General features: G+C 33.9%; 24 protein-coding genes and 1 riboswitch. Of the genes, 4 read left to right on the forward strand and 20 right to left on the reverse strand.

All coding sequences use genetic code 11. The features are described from left to right. Window positions 1–138 precede the first annotated feature (138 nt). On the reverse strand, window positions 139–684 hold the full coding sequence (locus tag NST49_RS09685; protein ID WP_023177754.1) for a DUF1273 domain-containing protein: 546 nt from the start codon (window positions 682–684) through the stop codon (window positions 139–141). 71 nt (window positions 685–755) lie between these two features. On the opposite strand from NST49_RS09685, the gene recU reads away from it, so the two are divergent. Both recU and NST49_RS09695 read left to right on the forward strand, forming a co-directional pair. Then, window positions 756–1,376, forward strand: coding sequence for a Holliday junction resolvase RecU (gene recU, locus NST49_RS09690; RefSeq protein ID WP_023177752.1), 621 nt, complete (start codon window positions 756–758; stop codon window positions 1,374–1,376). Window positions 1,377–1,470: 94 nt separating this feature from the next. Beyond that, window positions 1,471–4,056, forward strand: a complete 2,586-nt coding sequence (locus tag NST49_RS09695; protein ID WP_341048314.1) for a PBP1A family penicillin-binding protein — start codon at window positions 1,471–1,473, stop codon at window positions 4,054–4,056. A gap of 64 nt (window positions 4,057–4,120) precedes the next feature. On the opposite strand, the gene nth is transcribed toward NST49_RS09695, so the two are convergent. The 9 genes from nth to dapB form a co-directional block, all read right to left on the reverse strand. Beyond that, window positions 4,121–4,759: an endonuclease III gene (gene nth / locus NST49_RS09700; RefSeq protein WP_023177750.1), complete on the reverse strand. Its 639-nt coding sequence runs from the start codon at window positions 4,757–4,759 to the stop codon at window positions 4,121–4,123. A gap of 15 nt (window positions 4,760–4,774) precedes the next feature. After that, window positions 4,775–5,488 carry a DnaD domain-containing protein gene (locus tag NST49_RS09705; RefSeq protein ID WP_023177748.1) on the reverse strand — a complete coding sequence of 238 codons (714 nt, stop codon included), beginning with the start codon at window positions 5,486–5,488 and terminating at the stop codon, window positions 4,775–4,777. A 104-nt stretch (window positions 5,489–5,592) separates the two neighbouring features. Next, window positions 5,593–6,891 (reverse strand): asparagine--tRNA ligase, encoded by a 1,299-nt coding sequence (gene asnS, locus NST49_RS09710; protein WP_023177746.1) that lies wholly within the window; start codon window positions 6,889–6,891, stop codon window positions 5,593–5,595. Between the two features lie 102 nt (window positions 6,892–6,993). Beyond that, complete coding sequence (locus NST49_RS09715) at window positions 6,994–7,470, reverse strand: cell wall elongation regulator TseB-like domain-containing protein (protein ID WP_023177744.1); 477 nt, start codon at window positions 7,468–7,470, stop codon at window positions 6,994–6,996. Between the two features lie 127 nt (window positions 7,471–7,597). Beyond that, complete coding sequence (dinG, locus tag NST49_RS09720; RefSeq protein WP_301425956.1) at window positions 7,598–10,408, reverse strand: ATP-dependent DNA helicase DinG; 2,811 nt, start codon at window positions 10,406–10,408, stop codon at window positions 7,598–7,600. A 136-nt stretch (window positions 10,409–10,544) separates the two neighbouring features. Then, complete coding sequence (locus NST49_RS09725; RefSeq protein ID WP_341048321.1) at window positions 10,545–11,021, reverse strand: hypothetical protein; 477 nt, start codon at window positions 11,019–11,021, stop codon at window positions 10,545–10,547. 209 nt (window positions 11,022–11,230) lie between these two features. Beyond that, window positions 11,231–11,833 (reverse strand): nitroreductase family protein, encoded by a 603-nt coding sequence (locus NST49_RS09730; protein WP_023177739.1) that lies wholly within the window; start codon window positions 11,831–11,833, stop codon window positions 11,231–11,233. A gap of 162 nt (window positions 11,834–11,995) precedes the next feature. Next, on the reverse strand, window positions 11,996–13,201 hold the full coding sequence (locus NST49_RS09735; RefSeq protein ID WP_341048323.1) for a CCA tRNA nucleotidyltransferase: 1,206 nt from the start codon (window positions 13,199–13,201) through the stop codon (window positions 11,996–11,998). Continuing rightward, complete coding sequence (dapB, locus tag NST49_RS09740; protein WP_023177736.1) at window positions 13,198–13,989, reverse strand: 4-hydroxy-tetrahydrodipicolinate reductase; 792 nt, start codon at window positions 13,987–13,989, stop codon at window positions 13,198–13,200. Before dapB ends, NST49_RS09735 begins: the two co-directional genes overlap by 4 nt. A 210-nt stretch (window positions 13,990–14,199) precedes the next feature. Here dapB and NST49_RS09745 point away from each other — a divergent pair, with 210 nt between their 5' ends. Beyond that, a complete protein-coding gene (locus tag NST49_RS09745; RefSeq protein ID WP_023177734.1) occupies window positions 14,200–15,090 on the forward strand; it encodes a YitT family protein in 891 nt (296 codons plus the stop codon). On the opposite strand, the gene NST49_RS09750 is transcribed toward NST49_RS09745, so the two are convergent. Beyond that, complete coding sequence (locus NST49_RS09750; protein ID WP_023177732.1) at window positions 15,087–15,662, reverse strand: ReoY family proteolytic degradation factor; 576 nt, start codon at window positions 15,660–15,662, stop codon at window positions 15,087–15,089. The two genes, NST49_RS09745 and NST49_RS09750, sit on opposite strands and share 4 nt — an antisense overlap. Before the next feature lie 47 nt (window positions 15,663–15,709). After that, window positions 15,710–16,993 carry a tetratricopeptide repeat protein gene (locus NST49_RS09755; protein WP_341048326.1) on the reverse strand — a complete coding sequence of 428 codons (1,284 nt, stop codon included), beginning with the start codon at window positions 16,991–16,993 and terminating at the stop codon, window positions 15,710–15,712. Window positions 16,994–17,269: 276 nt separating this feature from the next. Between NST49_RS09755 and NST49_RS09760 the strand changes: the two genes are divergently transcribed. Continuing rightward, window positions 17,270–17,569, forward strand: a complete 300-nt coding sequence (locus NST49_RS09760) for a hypothetical protein (protein WP_023177729.1) — start codon at window positions 17,270–17,272, stop codon at window positions 17,567–17,569. Between the two features lie 164 nt (window positions 17,570–17,733). Here NST49_RS09760 and NST49_RS09765 read toward each other — a convergent pair whose 3' ends face one another. The 8 genes from NST49_RS09765 to NST49_RS09800 form a co-directional block, all read right to left on the reverse strand. After that, on the reverse strand, window positions 17,734–18,009 hold the full coding sequence (locus tag NST49_RS09765) for an HU family DNA-binding protein (RefSeq protein WP_013710665.1): 276 nt from the start codon (window positions 18,007–18,009) through the stop codon (window positions 17,734–17,736). A 274-nt stretch (window positions 18,010–18,283) separates the two neighbouring features. Next, on the reverse strand, window positions 18,284–19,597 hold the full coding sequence (gene der, locus NST49_RS09770) for a ribosome biogenesis GTPase Der (protein ID WP_023177727.1): 1,314 nt from the start codon (window positions 19,595–19,597) through the stop codon (window positions 18,284–18,286). 188 nt (window positions 19,598–19,785) lie between these two features. Next, entirely contained in the window at window positions 19,786–21,006 is a 1,221-nt protein-coding gene (gene rpsA, locus NST49_RS09775; protein ID WP_023177725.1) for a 30S ribosomal protein S1, read from the reverse strand. A 102-nt stretch (window positions 21,007–21,108) separates the two neighbouring features. Further along, window positions 21,109–21,786: a (d)CMP kinase gene (gene cmk, locus NST49_RS09780; RefSeq protein WP_023177723.1), complete on the reverse strand. Its 678-nt coding sequence runs from the start codon at window positions 21,784–21,786 to the stop codon at window positions 21,109–21,111. A gap of 90 nt (window positions 21,787–21,876) precedes the next feature. Next, a complete protein-coding gene (locus NST49_RS09785; RefSeq protein WP_341048332.1) occupies window positions 21,877–22,497 on the reverse strand; it encodes a LysM peptidoglycan-binding domain-containing protein in 621 nt (206 codons plus the stop codon). A 64-nt stretch (window positions 22,498–22,561) separates the two neighbouring features. Next, window positions 22,562–24,007 carry a RecQ family ATP-dependent DNA helicase gene (locus NST49_RS09790; protein ID WP_341048335.1) on the reverse strand — a complete coding sequence of 482 codons (1,446 nt, stop codon included), beginning with the start codon at window positions 24,005–24,007 and terminating at the stop codon, window positions 22,562–22,564. Next, window positions 24,004–25,071 carry a helix-turn-helix domain-containing protein gene (locus NST49_RS09795; RefSeq protein WP_023177717.1) on the reverse strand — a complete coding sequence of 356 codons (1,068 nt, stop codon included), beginning with the start codon at window positions 25,069–25,071 and terminating at the stop codon, window positions 24,004–24,006. The genes NST49_RS09790 and NST49_RS09795 overlap by 4 nt, the downstream gene beginning before the upstream one ends. Before the next feature lie 169 nt (window positions 25,072–25,240). Further along, on the reverse strand, window positions 25,241–25,822 hold the full coding sequence (locus tag NST49_RS09800; protein WP_023177715.1) for an ECF transporter S component: 582 nt from the start codon (window positions 25,820–25,822) through the stop codon (window positions 25,241–25,243). 137 nt (window positions 25,823–25,959) lie between these two features. Continuing rightward, window positions 25,960–26,083: riboswitch (FMN riboswitch) on the reverse strand. Window positions 26,084–26,121: the final 38 nt, after the last annotated feature.

Below are 26,121 nucleotides of genomic sequence, written 5' to 3' on the forward strand. Positions count from 1 at the left end.
CATTGTTCTCGTTTCTTTGATAATTCTTATTATAGCAAAGATAATGAGAAAAAAAAACTTATTTCTGTATAATCTTACGACTTCGCCTATAAAAGATTTAAAAGCAGTTTTTCTTTCCGAAAAATTCTATCCATTATATTAATAATATTCTTCTTCAACGCTGCTATTCTGCAATTGATCCACATCAATCAAACGCAATTCAAATTCTGAAGTCTCTTGTCTTTTTTTGATTGCTTGATAAACAAATTTTGTTTTTCCTTCAAATTCAGGATCGTACACTAAAAGCGCTGCTTGACAATGATCTAGTAAGAACTCTTGGTGGTTTCTTAATTGAGAGGGATCTTGATACGGTTTGTGAGAAGTTGATTCAACATAATTTGCTAATTTTTTTATTGCTGAAAATTTCGTCTGATTTTTTTCATTCCAATTTGAACCAAATTCTAAAAATGGTAAAATAACCGCTACTTTAATCATCGGATAATCTTTTTTCAGTTCGTCAACAACTTCTACTGCCCACTGTTCTGTACCAAACTGAGCACTCGTCAAAATCCATTCAATGCCTTCTTCAATAAACTGACTGATTTCTTGTTTCAAACATTTTTTTATGACAGCAATCTTTGGGTCATCATCTTTAAATATACCAAGTTCGAAAGATCGATATCCGCTAATATATAAGTTTCTCATAAACTCATTTGATTCCCCTTTTCTTTAAAGGTCGTTCTTTGATATAATAAACATCAGGAGTGTGATTTCAATTGGCTATACGATATCCTAATGGTAAAACCTATGTTAATAGTGACAAAGTTCTGCCAAAAAAGCAACTAAACAATCGGTTGACTTCATTTAGTAAAAGAGGTATGTCTTTAGAAGAAGATTTGAATGCAAGTAATCAATATTATTTAGCAAAAGGAAATGCGGTTATTCATAAAAAGCCGACCCCTATTCAGATCGTTAAAGTCGATTATCCTAAAAGAAGTGCCGCAGTTATCAAGGAAGCCTATTTTAGACACGCATCGACTACTGACTACAACGGCGTTTACCGTGGATATTATCTGGATTTTGAGGCTAAAGAAACAAAAAACAAACTTTCTTTCCCCTTAAAAAATTTTCATGAACACCAAATTACACATATGAAACAATGCATTCAACAACAAGCTATTTGTTTTGTAATCATGCGTTTTACAACAAGTGAACGTCTTTTTTTATTAGAAGCAGAACAGTTGATTACTTATTGGAATAACCAAGAACATGACGGAAGAAAGTCAATTCCTCTTAAAGAGCTTGAAAAGAAAGGGTATGAACTGTATTATGAACTTTCGCCGCGTATTCCCTATTTAAAAGTAGTCGATAATCTCATTGCTGAATTACAAAAATAATGGTTGGTTCATTAAGAATAACTCGTTTATTCTATAATAAATAGTTTATGCCTTTTATCCATTAAGATAAAAGAATTAAGGAGTAGATTTAATTATGCCAGAAAAAAAAGAAATGTCTCGTGTATCAAATAAACAATCAAAAAAATCTAAACATTCACAGAAGGGTAAAAAAAGTAAGAAATCTTCTACTTCCGTTTTGAAAAAAATAGTTGTTGGAATTCTCATTTTTGCTGCTTTAGTTATCATTGCCGGTATCGGCTTATTTACTTATTATGTCTCTTCCGCTCCTGACTTAACGGAAAATGATCTAACAGATACAGTCGCTTCAACTCTATTAGATTCAAATGGAGAGGAATTCTTAAATCTTGGAGGTGAAAATCGCGAGATTGTTACTGAAAATGACATACCTCAAGTATTAAAAGATGCCATTATTGCTATTGAGGACCAACGTTTTTATAAACATGTTGGAATCGATCCGATACGGATTGCCGGAGCAGTTGTAGCCAACGTAACAGATGGTTTTGCTTCTGAGGGTGGAAGCACGATTACTCAACAACTGGTTAAACTCTCTGTTTTTTCTACAGGATCTGAAGATCAAACTTTAAAACGTAAAGCACAAGAAGCTTGGTTGTCTATTCAATTAGAACAAGACTATTCTAAAGAACAGATTTTAACTTTCTATATCAATAAAGTGTATATGTCGGATAACACTTACGGTATGGGAACTGCCAGCGATTATTATTTTGGTAAACCTTTAGCTGAATTAACTTTATCAGAAGCGGCTTTACTTGCCGGAATGCCACAAGCACCAAATTCCTTTAACCCAATTACCAATCCAGAAGACGCTACAAAACGTCGTAACCTTGTTTTAGATATGATGGTTGAAAATGAAGCTATCACAGCTGCTGAAGCACAAGAAGCTAAAGCCGCTGATGTTACACAAGGCTTAGTAGACCACTCTGAAGAACAAACAAACAACATGGTTTTTGATCCTTATGTCAAAGAAGTTCTTGCTGAAATTAAAAGAAAAACGAATCTAGATCCTTATACATCTGGATTAACCATTCATACTAACTTAGACATGGACGCACAACAACGTCTCTATGATATTGTGAATACCGATGAATATGTCACTTTTGAAGACGAAGAAATTCAAACGGGTATTTCTTTAGTTGATGTTAACACTGGACAATTAAAGGCATTAGGCGGCGCACGTGATCAAGAAGTACAATTAGGTACAAATTACGCTACTGAATTGAAACGTAGTGTCGGATCAAATATCAAACCGTTAACTGCATACGGCCCAGCTATACAATATCTACATTACTCAACTTATGAACAAGTAATTGATGAGCCTTACACATTTAGTGATGGAACTCCTATTAACAATTACGACGGAAATTATGAAGGTCAAATTAGTTTACGTAGAGCTTTAGTTGATTCACGTAATGTACCTACTACTAAAATTTATGAAGACGTGCCTAAAAGCCAAGTAGAAGAGTTTTTAACAAATATTGGAATTGATACTTCTACTTTGAATAGCAACTCAGATGAACTAGTTGAATCCAATGGCTTTAACGGGAACATTACTCCCGTTGATTTATCTGCAGCTTATGCCAGCTTTGCAAATGGCGGAACATATACGGAACCTTATACAGTTTCAAAAATTATTTTAGAAGATGGCGAAGAAATTGATCTTCAACCTGAATCAACTAAAGCTATGGACGAATCCACAGCTTACATGGTTACAGATATGCTAAAAGATGTCGCTTCTATTAATTCGGCTCGTGTTAGTCTTAATGGTATTCCGCAAGCTGGGAAAACAGGTACGACAAACTATACAGATAAAGAAAAAATCGAACACAACATTCAAGAAAACGGTGTGCCGGACAAATGGTATACCGGTTATACAACGAATTATGCTCTATCCGTTTGGGTTGGGAAAAAAGACTACTTTGCTTCAATTGACAATGCAGGAAGCGAACGTTTGCTGCCTCAAGAAATCTATCAAGCGTTAATGTCTTACGTTTCTCAATCTGTTGAATCAAGCGATTGGAAAAAACCAAGTTCTGTTGTTGAAGTTGCAATTGAAAAAGGATCTATGCCAGCAAAACTTGCAGGTCCAAATACACCATCAGACAAAATTGTAACTGAATTGTTTGTCAAAGGAACTGTGCCTACTGCAGTAGCAACAGAAGAAAGCGAAGAAGAAGATGAAGAATTAAAAGCTCCTGAAGGGTTATCAGCCACTTATAACGAAGAAACAGATGCTCTATCCATTAAATGGAATGCTTATTCACAAGAAGATGTTTCTTATGTTCTAACTGTAGGATCTGAATCCTTTTCTACTAAGGACCTTTCATACGTTATGCAAAGTCCTTCTGAAGGTGAAATCCCAATCACTCTAGCTGTTGAGGCAGACGGTAAATCGGGCCCAGCCGCTTCCATAAGCGTGATCATTCCTCCTAAGAAAGATGAGGAAGAACCTGAGGAAGAAGAATCTGAAGATGAAAGCAGTGAAAGTTCATCATCGAGCAGTGAAAGTTCTAGCAGCAGTTCTCAAGAAGAAAGTTCTCAACCAGATAGCAGCAGCTCATCAAGCAGCTCTGCTTCAAGTAGCAGTAGCAGTTCTTCTTCTTCTGCTGAGTCACAGAGTTCTAGTTCTGTTCCACAACAATAAAATAATTCGTTTCTCTTAAAAAAAACAATAAGCGACAGCGTATCGATACGCTGTCGCTTATTGTTTATTTTGCTTTTATAGGCCTGTTTTCTTTCAATAATTGAAGGCAAACATCATGATCATGATTTCTGGCAGTACACTGATACCGCCCAAAAAATATCAATCGATGATGGGCAATCCCCCATATTTCCTTAGGTAATTGTTTCATCAAAATCTCTTCTACTTCACGAACAGTTGCATTTGATGGACAGATACCCAATCTTTTTGTCACTCGCTCAACGTGGGTGTCAACTGCAATAGCTGGTTCATTAAAAGCTACACTCAATACAACATTTGCGGTCTTTCTCCCAACTCCTGGCAAAGATTCTAATTCCTTACGACTACGAGGAACTTGCCCACCAAATTCACTTAAGAGCATTTGACAACACCCTTTAATAAATTTAGCTTTGTTGCGGTATAAACCGATTGTTTTTAATTGCTCCATAATATCTTCAACAGGAGCAGCTACAAATGCTTCTGGTGTAGGATACTTTTCAAAAAGACTCGGTGTGATTTTGTTTACAGAAACATCTGTCGTTTGCGCACTTAGCATAACCGCAATTAATAATTCAAAAGCATTCTTATGAATCAATTCGCAAGTTGCATAAGGAAATAAATTCCCCATTGCCTCAATTATTTGAAGGGTTTGTTTTTTCGACAGCATGACTGACCTCCTCCGTTAAGGATTCTCATTATTATTCAACCAATTATGCAAGGGTACTTTTGTAGTAGGTTCTTTAGAAGAAACACTTTGTGCTTTCGAACTACTTTGTCTACGGCGATTGCCTTCTTTTTCAACTTGATCTTTTGTTCGAATATTTTTTCTTTCCCAATTTAACAATATACGATCAACATACTTCAAATTATACACTTGATTTAAAACAGCTTCTCTTAAAGCTAATTCAATTAATTCAATTGCATAATGATCATCATCTAACCACATTCCGATCGTTTGCATTTCGATCGGTGATAACGGTCTACCGAACTCAGCTTCAAATAATTGAAATAATTCTTGTTCAGATAAATGTTGTTTTTCGACTCTTTGTTGATTTTCTTGTTGCGAAATAACTAAGGTTAATTTATTCCATAACAAATCTAACCGATAACTATCTCGTGTTTTTCCATCTTGGTTTTTTCCTGTTTCTATCACAAGTAATTTTTTATTGATCAATTCATGTATCAACTTAAAGACATCCGATGAAGTGATCTGCATTCGTTTTGAAATAATCTCTGTGTCTGGGAAATCATTTCCAGCATCAATAAAAGATTTTAATTGCAACACTAAAACCAGCTGTTCAGTATTCAGTCCTACTTCATTGTAATGAGCCAATAATACATTCGATACAGTTGTATCTCCTGCTTTCAGCCATTTTTGTAAAAGTTCATTATTCATAGCGTCTTTCCTCCTTACTCCGTTCCATCATACGTATTCGCTTAATGAAATGCGATTAAAAAAACAGCAACTTAAGAGAACTCAAGTTGCTGTACAAGCTTTTCTTATGGATAAATACGGTTTAACAAACGAGGGAATGGAATGGATTCACGAATATGTTCCGTTCCACAAATCCAAGTTACAGTACGTTCAAGTCCTAAACCAAAACCTGAATGAGGAACACTACCATATTTACGTAGATCCAAGTACCATGCATAATCCTCTTCAGTAAGACCAAAATCTTTGATACGTTGAGTCAATGCATCAAAATCAACCTCACGTTCGCTTCCTCCAACAATTTCTCCATAACCTTCCGGAGCAATCAAGTCAGCACATAATACAACATCATCACGATCAGGATGTGGTTTCATATAAAAAGCTTTTATTGCTTTAGGGTAATTTAAGATAAAGACAGGTTTATCGTATTGAGTTGCGATGAATGTTTCATGTGGAGAACCAAAATCATCTCCCCAAGTAATATCGTCGAACCCGTTTTCGTTTAATAATTTAACGGCATCATCATAGGAAATTCTAGGATAAGGCAATTCAGTATATTTTTTCAATAGTTCTTTATCACGTTCTAATACACTTAATGCATCATCACAGTTATCTAACACACTTTGAACGATGTAAGCAACATATTTTTCTTGCACTTCTAAACTTTGTTCATGGTCCATGAAGGCCATTTCTGGTTCAATCATCCAAAATTCAATTAAATGACGACGTGTTTTTGATTTTTCAGCTCTAAAAGTTGGTCCAAACGAAAAGACTTTTCCAAAAGCCATTGCTGCTGCTTCCATATACAATTGACCACTTTGTGAAAGGAAAGCTTCTTGATCAAAATATTCAGTATGGAATAGTTCAGTTGAATCTTCTGCTGCATTAGCAGTTAAAATAGGCGGATCAATCTTAATAAAGCCTTCCTCATTGAAGAAATTGTAAGTTGCACGAATAATTTCATTACGCACATGCATGATGGCATGTTGTTTAGATGAACGCAACCATAAATGACGGTGATCCATTAAAAATTCTGTTCCGTGCTCTTTTGGAGTAATCGGGTAATCATGGCTTTCACCAATAATTTTAATAGATTTTACCGCAATTTCATATCCGAATTTTGAACGACTGTCTTCTTGGATAATTCCAGTTAAAAGAATAGAGGTTTCTTGATTCAATGATTTAGCTAATTGAAATACTTCCTCTTCTACTTCACTCTTTACAACAATTCCTTGAAAAAAACCAGAACCATCACGTAATTGTAAAAATGCAATTTTACCGCTTGAGCGTTTATTAGCTACCCAAGCTCCAATTTCTACTTCTTCTCCAACATGATTTTTAGATTCTACAATAGTAATCTGTTTCACTGTTAAAACTCCTTTAAATAAATTTTGATGGTACTCTTATTTTTACTGCCATAATAATTATACAAGAAATTCAGCAGATTTATCGCTCTTTTTTAGGAAGCTTTAAATGTTCTCAATATCGCTGACCCATTTTCCAGATTTAGCAGTCAAAACATAATAACCAAGTCTGCCATTTTCTTGTTTATACGAAACTTCCCAGATAGGTGTATCTCCCTCAAGCCCAATACGAGCTTCAAGAATATCAATAGACCCTTTTTCTTCTCGAGTCAATTCTTTCGCTTGTTGTTCAGTAATGAATTCATCTTGATTCAAAATAGTCTTACCGCCGCCATCTTTAGCAACAATTACCATGATTTCTTCATCTGATTCATTCAATCCAGCAACTGAAAAATAAGTTTTTTCACGATTATACCAATAAAAATCTGTTGCTTTTACTAATCCAGCAGATTCTTTAGCAATTGCGATCGTTTCTTTTTCTGCCTTTTTTATTGGATCTTGGCTAATCATTAAAAGGGTAATTGCGAACACAAGAACAACAGACATCACAATTGCAACTGTGATGAGTATTCCTTTTTTCATTAGTATCCCTACTTTAAGTGTATTGTTTTGGTAACTATAAAATGTTACTCTCAATAGTTTATTATAACAGAAAAACAATCATTTTTCTGAATATTTTAGAAGAATATTCTTAATTTTAACATCTGCTTCATTTCTCTTCTGTTCTTAGAAAAAGTTGTAGTTTTTCACCAATCATCTTGGTGGCTACTTCTTCTATTGGCAAACCGCTAGGAAGTGAGCGGATAATCTGTTTTCCATAACTTGTATGGATCAAACGGTTGTCTAATACAAGCATGATACCTTTATCCGTTTCAGAACGAATCAACCTTCCCAAACCTTGTTTTAAACGCAAAGTTGCTTTAGGTAAAGAATCAATAGTAAATGGGTTCAAGTGTTTTTGTTCTAAATAACGATGTTTTGCTTTTACAAAAGGCCTATCTGGAGATTCGAATGGCAAGCGAGTGATAACTAATATACTCAAGGATTTCCCTGGCAAGTCAACACCCTCCCAAAAACTATCCGCTCCTAATAATATACCGCCTTTAGCTCTAAAGAATCGTTTTAACATACGTTCCCGGCTTCCAGAGAAACCTTGTGCCAATAATTCTCGCCCTGAAGCCGAGGGTTTTTGTTGGAGCGCAAAGTACACTTCTTGTAGCATCTCAAAGGAATTAAATAGAATCATTGTATTTTCATTTGAATTTTCAATAATATTTTCTACTTGTTCGACAATCATATGAACATAATCTTTCTTGGATAATCCTTTTATTGGTTTTAATTCTTTAGGTACCCAAAGACGTGCTTGGTTTTTGTAATCATAAGGCGATTCAATGATCAATTCTTTTAACTCTTCTTCTCCTAGTTGCGTTTGAAAATAATCAAATGATCCATTGATTTCTAACGTAGCTCCAGTATATAAAATAGAAGAAGTTGTTTCTACTAATTTTTCTTTTAAAAACCTCGTGCTGTCAACTTTTGAACGTTTGATCATAAAACTATTTTTGGGACTTTTTTCTTTATAAGAAAACCACGTTACCTCATTTACTTCATTTTGTTGAAAAACAGCATGAAAAAGATCTTTTTGTTCATCAAAAGTCGTCATTACATCAAAAAAATCTTCTAACAAATACCGTTCTTTTAATGTTAATTGGTGACGTTCATCTAATCCTTGATGAACCAATTCAAATCCTAAATAACTGATTTCACTCATCAGTGTAAGAACTTTCTTAGATATTTTCTTTAATTCTAAATTCCAATTAGTTTCTCGGTTAAATTGAACATCAATTTGTTCTTGTTGACGTTGTTTATTGCTTGTAGCAGTAGTACAGTAAACAAGCAATTGATGAATAAAGTCCGATAATTCATCTTCTAAAGAGAAGAGATTCATCTCCATATTCTCCAAATAAGAAGATTCCATTTTTGACAATTGTTGACTCAAGATAATTAGTTTACCTATGAAGCTTTTTTCATCTGATGTACGTCCAATTAATTTAACTAATTGCTGCATACGATAATATCCAAAAACTTCGCTTGATGCTTCCATTGCAACATCCGGCAAATGCTGTGCTTCATCAACAATCAGTTTACCAATTTTTGGCAATTCTCTTTCTTTACGATTCAAGTCATGACATAAAAAAGAATGATTGGTAATAATAATTCTAGCATGTTCGACTTTTTGTTGAGCATATAAGTAAAAGTCTTCTTCATGCCACAAATCTTCTTCAGGCTTGATCAACCAACCACGATGTCTTATTTTATTCCAGAACAAATGAGTGTAGTTGGTTAAATTTAATTCATCTAAGTCACCTGTTTCTGTTTCCGTCAACCACGTTAACAACTTCATTTTGTAGATAGCTTCTACTTTTTGTTCTATAGGATCATTTAAGACTGTTTGAAATTTCGTTAAGTGAAGGTAGTGACTTTTACTTTTTAAAATTGCTGCCTGCACAGTAAAAGGCAAAATTGTATTTAATTGAACGATATCTTTTTCTAATAATTGTTTTTGCAATAGTGTTGTATACGTACTAATAATTACAGGTTCATCTACGGAAGCTATATACGCTAAGGGGAGTAAATACCCCAATGTTTTTCCAACTCCAGTCGCTGCTTCAATCGCAAAATGATTCGTCTCATTACTTGTAAAGTAATGATAAACTGCATCCATCATTTTGATCTGCTGCATTCTAGTAGTCAGTTTAGTCTGAAACAACTGTTCCTTATTTTTTACAGATAGTGGATAATGAAACTCTTCTCGATAATTATCTTGTTCAAAGACTGGCGGTTTAACTTTAATAGCTATTCCATTTTTAATCATAAGTGAATCTGAAAGCGGATCGAGTTCTTTCTTCATTTCAGCTAAACAAACTTTAAAGAAATAGGACGTTTCCATTGTAAGATACTCTGAGATCTCCACCATTTTTTCTACTGTAACTAATGGAAGATTCTTTAATTTTTGTTTTAATATAAGGAAAAGTTCAGCCGTAACAGCCGCATCGCTATCAGCTTGATGTGGATTCGTATGTTCAATATTAAATTTGTTAACTAAATCGTTTAAACGATAACTAGATTCAGTAGGCAATAAGATTTGAGCCAATTCCACAGTATCTATTCCCTTGTTTTTAAGTGCGGGCATACCGCATCGTTGCAATTCTCCAGACAGAAATGTGTAATCAAACTGGATATTGTGTGCAATGATTATACAGCCATCCAATAAATTATAAATTGTTGCTGCTACATCTTCAAGATATGGAGCAAGCGCAACAGATTTATTTGAAAGACCAGTTAAATGCTCTATTTGTTTTGGTATGTTGGTTAACGGGTTAATATCGGTTGAAAAACGATGAACGATTTGATCATCTTCTATTAGCACACAACCAAATTGAATCATACGATCACCGCTTGCTACATTTCCCCCTGTAGTTTCAATATCCACAACAGCATATGTATCTTTATGGGTCACTCTATTCACCTAATTCTTTAGACATAGTATTTTCTTTACCATCATACTATGAAGCTTAAAAAAAAACAAAAAAAGCTCAAGAAAAAATAGCTAAATCCCATTTTTTCTTGAGTCATTTAAATACCAATTAGTTATTTTAGAATTTATCTTTATAGATATCTTTTACTGTTTTTTCTTTATCAATGACAATGTACAACACATTATCTTGAGAAACAAATGAACTTTGATAAGCATTGTCAATTCGGTCAGAATCAATTGCTTCATAAGGGAAATAAACAGTCTCTTTAGCAATAATGTCTACAGAATCCGAATTTTCACTATCTTTATACAGGATATCCATTTTTTCAATATCTGGATCTTTCACTGCACGATCAAACATACCCATTTCTAAACCGCCAAGATTAATGTCGCTTGAATTCACTTCATCAGCCTCTGGAAAAATTTCGATTTTTAAAGATTCACACGGGAAAATTTCTTGAAGTTCGCTATCACCAATGCGTCCAAAGCTTTTTGAAATGTGTTTAATCCATAAATCTCCAATAAATCCTTTATCGATTGTCCAAGTTTCTCCATTTTTAAACGTCATTTTTAATGCTTTAACTTCTTTTTTCATTATTTTCGCTCCCTTTTCTTTTACTATTTAAAAAGTTTGTGATTCTTTTACTAGTTTCATTTTACCATAAAATAAATAGATGTAAATAAAAAAGATTGTAAATTGTGATTTTTTTAACAAGACGAAACAAAAAAAGGAATAGGAAGTTCACCAAATTCCTATTCCTTTTTTTATTTCTTGATAGACCACTCGTTTTAACTCATTAATGATTAGTTAAATACAAGAACTCTTTCAGAATCATCCATGTATTCTTTTTCACCAGCTGGAGCTTCAATTGAACCGATCGGCATTTGACCAGTTAATTTCCAGTCTGCAGAAAGATTCCATTCTTTTTGAACAGCGTCATCAATTAACGGGTTGTAATGTTGTAAACTTCCGCCAATATTTTCAACAGCTAATGCTGTCCATACAGAGTGTTGTGCAATCCCAGTAGATTGTTCAGACCAGATTGGGAAGTTATCTGCGTATAATGCGAATTGTTCTTGTAACGCTCTTACAATACTTGTATCTTCAAAGAATAAAATTGTTCCGAATGCTGCACGGAAGCTATTTAATTTTGCTTTAGTTGGAGCAACATCTTGTCCTTCTGGAATAGCTTTAATTAAAGCTTCTTCAGTAATGTCCCAAAGTTTGTTGTGAGCAGATCCAAATAATACTACTGCACGTGAAGTTTGTGAATTGAATGAAGATGGACTTTCTTTAATTGCTTTTGCAACTAATCCAACAATTTTATCTTCAGATAAAGAAACATTTTTTCCTAAAGAATAAATTGAACGACGTTCTTCTAGTAATTTTGTGAATTGGTTTTCCATAATTTAAAATTCCTCCTTTAATTAACTTACTTTCTTAGTATAGCAACTTATTTTTAGTGCGTAAACCTTTTTTCTTACTATTTGTAAAAAAAATGAATAAAAATAAGTAGAATTAATTTTTAAACTAATTCTACTTATTTAAACTGAAAACTGATTATAAAGTTAGTCTTCTAGCTTATATCTATTAGTAACCCATTTTAATAATTCTTGGCTTTCATTAGAAACTTCATTCTTTAAAATAGCTGACTCTATTTCGGTCATTAACTCTCCGAGCCATTTTCCTGGCTTTTGGTTCAACACTGTTTGTAAATCATTCCCGTTAATCTTCATTTCATTTTTAGTATAAATTGGCAGTTCTTCGTACATCTTTTTTACAGCCTCAACATCAACTGCAAATCCTAAGCAACCTATCATTGTTTCAACACCCAATGCTATTTCCAAGCCCGTTTGATACAAGACCTGACGATCAAAAGGCTTTTTCAAGCGATGATTTAAAGCAAATAAAGCTAGTTTCACTTGAGTCATTTCTTTTTTTGAACATTTCCATCCTCTTAAAAAAGCTTCTGCTTCATCGGTTGTTTTTTTCAAAAAGTGAAGGAGTAAGGTCCAAGCTATCAGACTATTATCGATAGAACAATCTAATTGAGCAAAGTTTTTCAACTCACTTTTATGCTTATTTAATCCTGGACAATAGGAATAAAGATTTGTTTGAATAAACAATTCTAAGCCTTTTTGTCGTCCACTTCCTTGAAGAAGCTTTAAAAACTCAACTTGAATTCGTTCAACAGCTATTTTTTCTAACAAAGCATGATGCTTTTGAATAGCCCGTTCCGTTTCCGTTTCCATATCAAAATTTAGTTGACTGACAAAACGTACTCCACGCATCATACGTAAAGCATCTTCAAAAAAACGTTCTTCAGGAATACCAACCGCTTGGATAAGTTTCTTTTCTATATCCTTTTGCCCATTAAAGTAATCAATAATTTCACCATTGCGATTCATAGCTAGTGCATTAATCGTAAAATCACGGCGTTTTAGATCTTCTTTTAATGAGCGGACAAATTCAACGTTATCAGGTCGTCTAAAGTCTTGATAAGTAGATTCAGTTCTAAATGTAGTAATCTCATACGTTTCGTCTTTCCATAGAACCATTACGGTTCCATGTTCTATACCAATATCAACGGTCTTTTGAAAAATCTTCTTGATTTCATTGGGTTTTGCACTAGTCGCAATGTCTACATCATTAATGGGTTTATTTAATAATGTATCTCGAACACTACCGCCTACAAAATAGGCTTCATAACCAGCTTCTTCAATTTTATCAATAATAGGTAATGCTTGTTTAAATTGGTGATCTAACAGAATCATAAAAGATTTTCCAATCCATAGGCTAACTCTTTCAATGACATAACCTTTTCACAACCCAAAGCAACACCAGTCATAAATGAAGAACGATCAAATGAATCATGACGAATCAACAAACCTTCGCCTACACTGCCAAATTGGACCTGTTGATGAGCTATTAAACCAGGTAAACGAACACTATGAATTTTCATGCCTTCGTAATCTGCTCCTCGTGCACCTTTAATGGTTTCTTTTTCATCTGCATTCCCTTGTTGATGGTATCCGCGTTCTGCAAAAATCATTTCTGCAGTTTTTATTGCCGTACCACTTGGAGCATCTAATTTCTTATCGTGATGCATTTCTGTTATTTCTACATCCGGAAAATATTTAGCTGCTTTAGCAGCAAATTCCATCATCAAGACAGCCCCAATAGCAAAGTTGGGAGCAATTAATCCACCAATGTTTTTTTCTTTAGCTAATTGTTGCACTTTTTTAACGTCGCTTTCAGAAAAACCGGTTGTGCCCACAACTGGACGAATATTATGTTCTAAAGCAAAACAAGTATTTTTTAAAGCAACGTCTGGTATAGTGAAGTCGATCCATACATCTGCTTGTACCTCTTTAACCAATTCTTCTTTATCTTGAAAGACACGTACATCTCTAGTCGAAAATTGATTTAACTCATTTAAATTTTTTTCGGTAGCATGAGGGTCATATACACCTACTAATGCAAATTTTTCATTTTCTATTACCATTTTTGTAGCAGTCATTCCCATTTTCCCTTTAAAACCTGCAACTACTATATTAATCATGCTCTTCTTTCCTCTCGCTCGGCTTTTACCGCTAATTTAAATGATGATCTGACATTTTAATTAGTGATGTCAAATCGTTTTTTAAGCGTTCCACTCAAATAGACACTCACTCTCTAAGTCTACCAAAAAGTGAGAAGGTTGCAAGACTTGTTGCTTGTTTTTAAAAAAAATTGTATTCTTTATAAGATGAAATAAGTCAGGAGTGTGGGTATGGTAAACGAAAAAATAGCAGTAAAAGATATACTTATTATAACAATTGGTTGTGCACTTTATGCATTCGGACTAGTGTACATAAATATTGCAAACGAATTAGCTGAAGGTGGAATGACAGGTATTTCTCTTCTCTTGAGGTATTGGTTTCATATTGACCCAGCTCTTTCTACCTTATTATTGAATATTCCAACTATTCTAATAGGATGGAAAATGTTAGGCAATCGTTCATTGATTTATACTATTTATGGAACAGCAATGCTGTCATTCTTTTTATACATTTGGCAACGAACTTCTATCGTGATCAACTTGGAAAATGATTTATTTATTGCTGGTATTTTAGCAGGCCTATGCGGCGGTATAGGCAGCGGTATGATTTATCGTTCTGGAGGAACCACTGGAGGAAGCGACATTATAGCCCGCATTTTTGAAAAGAAAAAGGGCATTTCAATGGGGAAAACCTTACTGATATTTGATATATTCATCTTAACTTTGTCTCTTTCGTATATTGATCTGCCTCATATGATGTATACGTTACTTGCTTCCTATGTTTTTTCTAAAATAGTGGACTTCATGCAAGATGGTTCTTATGCTGCAAGAGGGCTATTGATCATCTCAGATAAAAATGAAGCTATAGCAGAAAATATTATGACTGAAATGGAACGAGGTGTGACCTTCTTCAAAGCTGAAGGCGCATATTCCAAAGAAGAAAAAAAAGTCTTGTATTGTGTTTTAGGTAGCCATGAAATAGTTGTGGCTAAAAAAATCATTCATGAAACTGATCCAAAAGCTTTCCTTTCTCTTCTGACTGTCCATGAAGTTTTAGGAGAAGGATTTTCATTTGACACTAAACCTAAACAATCTTTCTTCACAAAAAAAGCCAAACCTTAATGGTTTGGCTTTTTTTGTTCATTCTTCAGATCATCTTCAATTTCTTTCAATTGTTGCGACAATTCAATGAATCGTTCTCGATCCTCTTCTTCTAATGACACATCAATTTGATGCAACGTATGCTGTTTGCGTTCAGTTAACGATAACGTTTCAAGAGCTAACTCAACTTCCCGAACGAGATTTATGCTAATCGTTTCATTCCATTTATAATAAGGGTTATCTTCTAAGACAGTAAGGTATTCTGAAAATTTCCAAGGCTCAGAAAATACTAATTCAATGTACATTTCTTCTTTCCAATTCAACCTCACTTCATGAAAAGCTTGTTCTGGATCACTAAACACTGTGCCACTTTTATAAAAAAGAAAAGGTTCACTATCCATTCCCATAGCAGACATCATCATTCCTCTTGGGGTTTTTTCAGCTGCCTCAATAAAATGAACTTTGTTTAATACACTATCATGATTTAGCAAATAGTTTAAAATCCACATTGATTCACGTCTTTTTAGTTGGTATCTATCTAAAAACCAACCTAGAAAAGCCTTTTTAGCTTCTACAGAAATTTGGATGTTCATATGAAAACCTCCTTGTCTTACCCTTTTTCTCATTATAACTTAATCTTTTAATAGTTGCTATTTATTTCATCTAGTATTTCTAACATTTCTGCATCAGCTGCATCAAGAGTTAAGTAATCATTTAATACATCTTTTATGATCGTCCGTTCTCCTTCTTCGCGAAGGAAATAAATATAGGATTTTAAGAAATCTTTATTTTGACGAAAAGCTGGATATGCTTTTTGATAAGCTGTACTTGCTGCGCTGTATTCCTCTATTCCTTCATTTGCTAATGCTAAGTTCCAATAAAATTGAGGGTCAACTTCGTTTTGAACGAGTATTTTTTGAATTAATTCAATGGTTTCGTCGTATCGATTTTGCTGCAATAGTAGATTTGTATAAGATAATTGGACACTGGCGTTTTCAGGAACAAGTTGAATAGCTTGTAAATAATAATCTTCGGCAAGAGTTTCATCTTCCAGCTTAATGGCAATACCTGCCCCATAATAAAATAGCTCATAATTGTATTGATCCACTCTTAGACCTTCTTTAATCGTTTCTAAGGCTTTATCAAGCTCATTTTCTTCTTCATGACCTTTAGCTAAATAAGAGTACAAAGTCGTGTAATTTGGATCTAATTCTTTTAACTGATTCAATGTTTCAATTGAACGACGGTATTGCTTGTCTTGAAGATATGAAAAACCAAGTTGAAACAAGGTATCGACATTTTCTTTTTCTTCCAAACTTTGTTCTAAATACAAGATGGCTTGTTCTAAATCACCTAAAGCGCTATAAGAACTGCCACATCTAGAAGCAAGATTTATACCAGAAAATTCTGTAAGTCCTTGAACCATTAATTCTTCGTAACCATGAATGGCTTGAGCATATTTCCCCATTGAAAAATGCAGTTCTGCTAGAGCAAAGTCGATAACAGGCTCATCAGGCACGATTTCTTTCGCTTTAAGCAGCTTTTGTTCACTTACTTCGTAAAGTCCTTGGACTTGATAAAGATCTGCCAAAACAAGCAAAGATTGAGGATAAACAACACTTGCTTCTGTAACTTCTAATAACCAATCCATCGCTGCTTCTAATTCGTTTGATTCAATCGCAATTTCAGCTAAGTTTACTTTTAATTCATCATCTTCGGGATAACGTTCAAGTAGCTGTAAACTGATTTTTTCGGTTTCTTTTAAAAATCCTAATTGATAAAGAGAATCTGCCAATAAATAAAGTTCTTCATCTGTATCTTGTTTTAAAGCTTGTTCAAAATAATTCATCGCTTCTTCTAACTCATTTTTTTGAAGTGTATCAATCATCTTTTGTCCATATGACATGTCTAAAACCTCTTTCATTTTACAATCTTCTTTATACTTTATTTTACCATAAATTAAGCTGTTTAAAGTACAGAACAAGACAACTAAATAATGCTGATTATACCTAACAAATAATTATTTCAACTTTATACATAGCTACTCTTCGATAAATAATAAATAATTAACTGTCATATTTTTACCACATGGTAGTTCTATTTTTGTATACGCTCTTCAACTATTAATACTATTTTCTTGTACCTTATGAGTTCACATTTCTGTCACATTATGAGATAATACTAAAAAGGAGGTGCTGTTGTGAAGTTAATTATTACATTTCTTGATGGAGAGAAGCTAGAATTATGTGATTCTTCAATTATAAATGGCTATATTAATATTGAACAGCCCGATAAAGAATTTAAACTTGAAAAAGTTTTTTCTACTTCATTTGATGCTGGCTATACAAATGAAGCTTCTTTAGTTGCTACAAAAACACCTCAATTAGGCTATGCGAGCCTAATAAATGAAGTAGAATGGATTTCAGTAGGAAGCAATACTGATTTTTCTACATTTTACAAAACTACGTCTATAAAATCTATTTCTCGTAAATTACTCTAAGTAATCTAATCCGCTTAACCTGCTGTCTATATAACAAAAATAAAAATCAAACGATACCTTAAACTAGCAGAGTCTAATTTCTGCTATTTTTTTGCTCTTTTTTTAATCATCTGCCTTATAAAACAGCAAAAACCCCTGACGTATCAGGGGTTTTAAGTACTGTACTATTTAACTGCGTCTTTAAGAGCTTTACCTGGTTTGAATGCAGGTACTTTGCTTGCAGCAATTTGGATTTCTTCCCCTGTTTGAGGGTTACGACCTTTACGTGCAGCACGATCGCGAACTTCAAAGTTACCAAAACCAATAATTTGAACTTTTTCACCTTCACTTAATGAAGTTTGAATTGATTCAAAAACAGCATCTACTGCTGAAGTTGCATCTTTTTTAGTAAGACCTGTTGAAGTAGCAACGTTTTCGATTAATTCTGCTTTGTTAGCCATGTGTATTTCACCTCCCTCGGAAAGAAGAATTGATGCATTATTTTTTAGCAAATAAACATCATTTAGACATTTTTGAGTGGCCCAAAAATGACTTATTGCGAAATGTAAAATTAGTAACTCTAAATGACATTTCATTTAAAAAGATATCATACAAATACTGATACTGCAATGATTTTTACTGTTTCAGCAGATATTCTTATCCTTTTTTCAAATATTTAATAAATTATTTGAAACCCCATAAGAGTTATGTTAAAATGCTTGGATTTACTTATTTTTATTTCCTTCTTCTCGTAATAAGATGGATCGGTGTTCCTTCAAAAGTGAAAGCATCACGAATTCGATTTTCCAAGAAACGTGAATAAGAAAAATGCATCATTTCCGGTTCATTAACAAACACTACAAAAGTTGGAGGTTTAACAGCCACTTGAGTAGCATAGTAAATACGCAATCTTTTCCCTTTATCTGTTGGAGTAGGATTCATAGCAACTGAATCTAAAATCACTTCGTTTAGAACAGATGATTGAATACGTAAGTTTTGATTCATACTTACTCGTTCAATAATTTCAGGCAATTTATTCAAGCGTTGTTTTGTTAAAGCAGACACGAAAATGATAGGTGCATAACTTAGATACAAAAATTCGCTTCTAATTTGTTCTTCAAATTTTTTCATTGTGTGATTGTCTTTGTCAAGAGTATCCCATTTGTTAACAACAATAATGATCCCTTTTCCTGCTTCATGAGCATATCCAGCAACCTTTTTATCTTGCTCTCTAATGCCTTCTTCAGCATTCAACACAACTAAGACGACATCTGAACGTTCGATCGCTCTAAGGGCTCTTAAAACACTATATTTTTCAGTATTTTCATATACCTTACCCTTTTTACGCATTCCCGCTGTATCGATCATGACAAACTCAGATCCATCTTCGCCAACAAAAGCAGTATCGATTGCATCGCGAGTTGTTCCCGCAACACTTGAAACGATTACTCGGTCTTCTCCCAATATGGCATTTACAAGTGAAGATTTCCCAACATTTGGTCGGCCGATCAAACTGAATTTGATAACAGAATCATCGTACTCTTCTTCTGAATCATCTGGAAAATGACTAATAGCCGCATCTAGCAGATCCCCAATACCTAAACCGTGACTTCCTGAAATAGGGAAAGGTTCCCCTAATCCTAAAGCATAAAAATCAAAAATATCGTTACGCATTTCTGGATTATCTACTTTATTTATAGCTAATAAAACTGGTTTTTTTGTACGATAAAGAATCTTAGCTACATTTTCATCTGCATCTGTTATGTGTTCTTTTACACTTGTGATAAAAATAATCACGTCTGCTTCTTCCATAGCTATTTCAGCTTGGTGTTTAATTTGTTCTAAAAATGGTTCATCACCTAAATCGATCCCGCCTGTATCAATCACGTTAAATTCTTTTCCTAACCATTCTGCTGGCGCGTAGATACGATCACGAGTTACCCCTGATACGTCTTCTACGATTGAGATACGTTCTCCAACGATACGATTAAAAATAGTTGATTTTCCTACGTTAGGGCGACCAACGATGGCTACAACTGGTTTTGCCATTGTTTTTGCCTCCTTTTTTATATTCTCTTGTAAGTTTATAGAAATACCTTAAAACATGCAAGCTTTTGCTTAACGAATAAGGTAAACTCTCATAAATGCCTTATTGATTCGTCATATTTTCATTCATTTACGCAAAAAAAAAGAACATGGGAACAGAAGTGACTCACATGTCCTTTTTAAACAATAAATTAGTTGTCTTCATTTGTAGTAATATCAGATAATTGATCTCCAAGAATATCTCCTAAAGTAAATCCTGTATCTTCTTCAGGCAGATCATAGTTCGTTTCTTCTTGTTTTTCTTTTGGCTGATTAGGCTTTTCTTCTAAAGCTTTAATACTTAGAGAAAGGCGTTGATCAGTTGGGTTTACTTCTAACACTTTCACTTTGATCTCATCACCTTCGCTTAGAACTTCATGCGGTGTAGCGATATGATTGTGTGATATTTGAGAAATATGAACCAACCCTTCAACTCCTGGGAAGACTTCAACAAATGCCCCGAAACTTGTCAGGCGTTTAACTAGACCATCTAAAACTGATCCTGCTGCTGCACGTTCTTCAATATTATCCCAAGGTCCTGGTAATGTTTCTTTAATAGAAAGTGAAATACGTCCTTCTTCTTCATTAACAGAAAGAACTTTCACATTTACTTCTTCTCCTACTGTCAATACATCAGCTGGATCTTTTACATGTTCATAAGCTAGTTGAGAGATATGAACTAACCCATCTACACCACCAAGGTCGATGAAAGCACCAAAGTTAGTTAAACGAGCAACTTTTCCTTTTACAGTATCGCCTTCAACTAAATGACTTAGTAAATCTTTTTTCTTATCTTCATTTTCAGCTTCCACCACTGCTTTATGAGAAAGAATCAATCGATTTTCACTCGGTTCGATTTCAACGATTTTAAATTTCAATGTTTGTCCTTTATAGCTAGAGAAATCTTCTACAAAATGAACATCTACCATAGAAGCAGGTACGAATCCTCTGACCCCAACATCTACAACCAAACCACCTTTTACAACTTCTTTAACTGGTGCTTCAATGATGGTTCCTTCATCGTATTCTTTTTGAATTTTTTCCCAAACTTTTTTAGCATCGATACGACGCTTAGATAGCAGGTAGCTGCCGTTTTCTTTTTCTTTAATTTCTTTTATCACCACTAAATCAACAATATCTCCCACGTTTACAATATCTGTAACGTTCTCAAATGGTGCAGCTGATAACTCATTGTTAGGAATGACCCCTTCAACTCCTCCACCGATAATGCCGACTATAGCTTGTTTGTTATCTTGAATAGTTAATATTTCACCTTTAACAGTATCACCAATATTAATTTCTTGAACACTATTCATTGCGTCCATCATTGATTCTTGTTCTTCAACTTCATGGTTTTTTTCATTTTCCGTCATATGTTTGCCCTCCTATAACTAGCCAATAAAATTCTTTCTCCTTATATTTTAACCAATATTTCAAAATATTGCCACCAAAACGTTTGAAAAATAAGAAGTACTCTATTTAGTCAGCTTAGTTTGGATGATTTCTCTAATTTTTTCTACAACTTGCTCAATAGATAAACTAGTTGTATCTAAGCGAACAGCATCCTCAGCTTGAATTAATGGTGAAACTTCACGATGCGAATCTTTGTAATCACGCTCAGCTATTTCTTGCTTTAAAACTTCTAATGAAGTAGGTATACCTTTGCTCAAGTTTTCTTTGTATCGTCTTTCAGCACGTTCCTCGACACTAGCAACAAGAAATATCTTTACTTCCGCAGTTGGCAAGACCGCTGTTCCGATGTCACGGCCATCCATAACTACACCACCACGATCAGCTATTTCTTGTTGCCTTTTCACTAATTCTTTTCTAACTTCTCCATGGGCTGAAACTGCGGAAACTGCATTTGTTACATCAGATAAACGAATAGCATCCGTAACTTCCTCACCATTAACAAATACTTTTTGATCGCCTTTGTTTGGTTCAAAAGAAATGACCATTTCTTTTAGCAATTGGACTAATTGTTTTTCATCCGTTACTGCTGTCTTATTTTGGATAGCTTGATAGGTTAGTGCACGATACATTGCACCAGTATCGCAATAAATATAGCCCAGCTCTTTTGCTACTATTTTAGCAACTGTACTTTTTCCGGCAGATGCTGGGCCATCAATAGCGATTTTTATTGTTTTTTCCAATGTGTCATCCTACTTTCTTTTCATATTAAAAAGGCTAGGTTACCCTAGCCTTCCTGCTTGCCGCTAATCAGTATGCGGCTTTATAGACTATTATTTCACTTTTAAAACTGTCCCAACACTCACAGAATCTCCTGATATACCATTCAATGTTTTTAATTCATCAGTTGTCATATTGTGATTTAATGCAATTCGGTATAGGTTATCTCCAGCTTTAACAGTATAAGTATTTGTTACTTCTTCTGGTTCAGGTTCAGGCTCTGGTTCTGGCTCTACAACACTTTCAGGTTCTTCAATAACAGGTACTTCTGCAGGTTGTGACTCAGGTTCTTCTACTTCTGCAACTTGACTTTCAGACTCAGAGGACTCCTCTTCGCTGCTTACGCTTTCTGAAGAAACTTCTGATTCAGGCTCTTCTGAACTAGTTAATTCACTGCTGCTGTTTTGTGTAATGATCATTCTTTCTTCAGAAGATTTTTGTTCTTTACTGCTGTCATTGCCTTCATTTGACCACCAAACATATGCTAGACTTGGCAAAATAAAAATAAGTGCTAAGAAAATAACCAATGATGTTATAACAGGATGGACACTTTTTTTTGCCTTTTTTCTTGCAGTTCTTGAATATTTATCATCCACTAAACTATCATCATCATCAAATTTTCGATCCCATGCTTTTTCTTTTTTTGGATTGTTTTTAGAATTTTTCTTACTCATATTTTAGTACTCCTCCTAAACAAAACTCAGTTTTATTGTATCATTTTTGGATAGAATTGTCTTATTAATTTCCAATTAAAAACAATTCCTTTAAGATTTCTTCCCAATTTTTTTCTGGTTCTGATTCTTTTTTTTGTTTCAAGTCATTTTTTTCATAAAAATCAGCTAATTCTAGATGACAACTAGAACAGCATTGAGACGGTTTATGTTCTAAACGTTCATTAAAGTAATGCAAAAGAAAAGCTCTCTTGCAACTTGCTGTCTCAGCATAATCAATCATGTAATACAGTTGTTGCTGTTTAGATACTTCTCTACTTTTCACTTGGCTTTTTGCTGCTTCAATGGGAATATTGGCATTTAAATAATTTTCTATCAGCACCTTTTGAACAGGACTGCAACTTCCCTCTAATACTTTCCCTTTTCTATAACTATATTCCAGCATATCAATCGTAGGCAAACTCGATTCCTGTAATCGAAATTGAATGATACTATCTCCTTTTTCATATAGCAAAAGAGCTAAACTCGGTTTTCCGTCTCTTCCGCAACGCCCAACTTCTTGTAAGTAGGCTTCTGGACTGCCCGGCAAATGATAGTGAATAACAAAACGTATATTGCTTTTATTGATACCCATCCCAAATGCGCTTGTAGCACAGATAATATCAATTTCATCATAGATAAACTGTTGCTGGATCTTAATTTTATCTTCTGCTTCTATATCGGAATGATAACTCTCTGCAGTGATCGTCGTTTCTTGACGAATCAATTCAGCAGTTTCGTCTGCTGTTTTTTTACTAGAAAAATAAATAATACCTGGTTTCTTTAATCTCTGGACTTGTTTTAATAATTCTTCATTTTTATTATGATCACAAATTTGAGCATAAAAAGCGATATTAGAACGATCCACAGAATAAATAATCTGCTTTGTTTTTTCATTATTAATCTGCAACGATGTCAAAATCTCTTCTCGAACGCGTTGAGTAGCAGTGGCTGTCAATGCCATTGTTAAAGGAAAATTTAATTGTTGGCGAATAAGACCTAAATCGAGATAATCAGGTCTAAAATCTAATCCCCATTGAGAAATACAATGAGCTTCATCAGTTGCAAAAAGACAGATAGGCACTTTTTTCAAACTCGTTATAACGTATTCTTGTCGCAGCATTTCTGGTGAAAGAAAAATAAATTTATAGTCAGATAAATGCTTTAATACCCAATCTTTTTCGCGTACATTCATTAAACTGTTAATAGCAGCTACTCTTTTTTCACCATTTAATTTTAATTGTTCCACTTGGTCTTGCATCAAAGATAATAAAGGCGAAACAATGATTACTAACCCATCTAAACAATACCCAGTTAATTGGTAGCAAATCGATTTCCCTGTCCCTGTGGGCAGCATAATCAACGTATCTTTACCTTCTAAAGCTGCTAATACAGCTTCTTCTTGCCCTTCTCTAAAAGAAGTGTATCCAAAATAATTCTCTAAGTTTTGTTTTATAAGGTCTTTATTGGTCACACAATCCGACTCCTTTCGATTTGAATCAATCTGTACCATGAAAAAGGAATCTGCGGCATTTCTTTTTTCAAATCCTCATATGTTATTTCTTCATTCTCACTAAATAACGCACATAATCGTTGGTAGTCTTCTTTTGGTATAAAGTTAGAAACATCAAAATTCGGAAAAATAATAGCTAATTCAATAATGTGTTCTGAAATTGTATTTACCTTTAATCTTCTCTCTAAAGCTATTTTTTCTATAGAGTAACCTTTTTCTAAATAATATGCCGTTGACCTAGCACTTAGACTAAGACTGCTGTAACGGTCTCCTTTACATTCTTGATAAATTAAATAAAATAAAGGGAATGTTTCTTTTTCACTGACCACTTTATTTAGTAGTTGACTAATTGTATTTTGTACTAAAAAAGTTAATTCCATTTGATCTAATCCATATTTAACAGCTAATTGTGTACTGGTTTTCCCATTCTTTTTATGTCCCGTTAACTGTGCTACTAAAATTTCTGCATCAAATGAACGGAACTCCTTTAATAATTGAATCCATTCTTTTCCAAATGAGCTACCCAATTCTTGTCTTTCTAATGAACTATTTTTCAACCAATTTTTTAACCATAATTGTGTCTTCCATTCCTTTTCTATTGGTAGATAATGATTATTTTGGTAGCGTAATTCCGAAAGAACTTGGGTGGAAAATAAAATTTTTTTCCAAAATTCTTTAGTCACTTGTCCGTTTAACAGTTGATTAATATTTTTAGGATAAAAATGTTTTGAAAAATAAAGGTCTAATTCTTCTTTAGCTTTTTTACAAAGGTAGTACTCTTCGTTATTTTCACTGGCTGTAATCCAATCTTTTTCAATAAACTCTCGAACCATATTGTCATACTGACTACGGTTTAAATTAGGAAATACCGAAAAAAAAGGAATCGCGTGATAAATATGCGCCTTAAACAAAATGGAAGCAGTTCGTTTACCAACCAAGATGTGATACAACGTGGCCGGTTTTACTGGATAGTCTATAGAATACAATGAAAGGCAAAAATACTGATAATACAACGATTGTTCCACGACATTCACCCTCATTCTGATTACATAAAAAAAGCAGCTACTGAAAGCTATTTATTGTTAAATCTAATATACCAAAAATAACCATTTTTAGGGTATAGTTTTCAAAATTTTAAAAATTATTAATAAGAAAACAAAAAAGAAATCGCAAAATAAATTGCGATTTCTTTTTTTATTTAGCACTGATTTTAGTTAATTGATTGCGTTGCAACCAAGTTTTTAATTTGGCGTATAACATAATAAAGACTGTACTTACTATTGCGCCTTTTATGATATTAAATGGTATAACACCCATTAAAATGTAATCTCTGATAGGCCCTACACTAAAGTTTAATACTTTTAAATACAATGGAAGCAAGAAAAAGTAATTTACAAGTGACAAAATGACAGCTAATGACAGTGACCCAACGATATTTGCAAAAATAATCGTTTTAGTATTGTTAACCTTTGATTTCATAATCAAATAAATTGGCAACGTATATGCGACTGAAGCTATAAAACTCGCAGTATCCCCAATTGGATATCCTGCATCACCGCCAGTTTGAATATAATGGAGCAATGAGCGAATAAACGCCACCATAGTTCCACCAACTGGACCGTATAAAAACATGCCAATCAAAACAGGAATATCACTAAAATCAACTTTTAGAAATGAAACTCCTGGAATTATTGGAAAACCAAATGAAATCAAAATGGTTGCTAGAGCAGCCAACATGGCGATTCCTACCATTTTCTTTGTGTTACTTGTTTGCATAAAAATCCTCCTAAAAGGATTCATCAGCCTAGGCATTACATGAGTCTATTCAAATAAAAACAATATAAAAATGCCCGTCTAAATTATCTTCAGATAATTAAACAGAGCATTTGAACAATTACAACTATTCAAATAAACCCCATCTTCTTTATCCAGACTTTACTGTCGGTACTGGAATTTAACCAGTTCAACCAAATAATGCTATTTAGCTCGTGGACTATACCACCGGTCGGGAATTTCACCCTGCCCCTGAAGACGAATCTTTATATTTTTTTAACAAGTTCATTGTATAACATGAG

The organism is Carnobacterium sp. FSL W8-0810 (assembly GCF_038007125.1).
In the GTDB taxonomy this organism is placed as follows: Bacteria; Bacillota; Bacilli; order Lactobacillales; family Carnobacteriaceae; genus Carnobacterium_B; species Carnobacterium_B inhibens.

Coding starts and splice junctions, on each gene's coding strand:
- NST49_RS09685 (WP_023177754.1), bottom strand. CDS start 684: ATGAGAAACTTATATATTAGCGGATATCGATCTTTCGAACTTGGTATA.
- NST49_RS09695 (WP_341048314.1), top strand. CDS start 1,471: ATGCCAGAAAAAAAAGAAATGTCTCGTGTATCAAATAAACAATCAAAA.
- nth (WP_023177750.1), bottom strand. CDS start 4,759: ATGCTGTCGAAAAAACAAACCCTTCAAATAATTGAGGCAATGGGGAAT.
- NST49_RS09705 (WP_023177748.1), bottom strand. CDS start 5,488: ATGAATAATGAACTTTTACAAAAATGGCTGAAAGCAGGAGATACAACT.
- NST49_RS09715 (WP_023177744.1), bottom strand. CDS start 7,470: ATGAAAAAAGGAATACTCATCACAGTTGCAATTGTGATGTCTGTTGTT.
- NST49_RS09725 (WP_341048321.1), bottom strand. CDS start 11,021: ATGAAAAAAGAAGTTAAAGCATTAAAAATGACGTTTAAAAATGGAGAA.
- NST49_RS09730 (WP_023177739.1), bottom strand. CDS start 11,833: ATGGAAAACCAATTCACAAAATTACTAGAAGAACGTCGTTCAATTTAT.
- NST49_RS09735 (WP_341048323.1), bottom strand. CDS start 13,201: ATGATTCTGTTAGATCACCAATTTAAACAAGCATTACCTATTATTGAT.
- dapB (WP_023177736.1), bottom strand. CDS start 13,989: ATGATTAATATAGTAGTTGCAGGTTTTAAAGGGAAAATGGGAATGACT.
- NST49_RS09745 (WP_023177734.1), top strand. CDS start 14,200: ATGGTAAACGAAAAAATAGCAGTAAAAGATATACTTATTATAACAATT.
- NST49_RS09750 (WP_023177732.1), bottom strand. CDS start 15,662: ATGAACATCCAAATTTCTGTAGAAGCTAAAAAGGCTTTTCTAGGTTGG.
- NST49_RS09755 (WP_341048326.1), bottom strand. CDS start 16,993: ATGAAAGAGGTTTTAGACATGTCATATGGACAAAAGATGATTGATACA.
- NST49_RS09765 (WP_013710665.1), bottom strand. CDS start 18,009: ATGGCTAACAAAGCAGAATTAATCGAAAACGTTGCTACTTCAACAGGT.
- der (WP_023177727.1), bottom strand. CDS start 19,597: ATGGCAAAACCAGTTGTAGCCATCGTTGGTCGCCCTAACGTAGGAAAA.
- rpsA (WP_023177725.1), bottom strand. CDS start 21,006: ATGACGGAAAATGAAAAAAACCATGAAGTTGAAGAACAAGAATCAATG.
- NST49_RS09785 (WP_341048332.1), bottom strand. CDS start 22,497: ATGAGTAAGAAAAATTCTAAAAACAATCCAAAAAAAGAAAAAGCATGG.
- NST49_RS09800 (WP_023177715.1), bottom strand. CDS start 25,822: ATGCAAACAAGTAACACAAAGAAAATGGTAGGAATCGCCATGTTGGCT.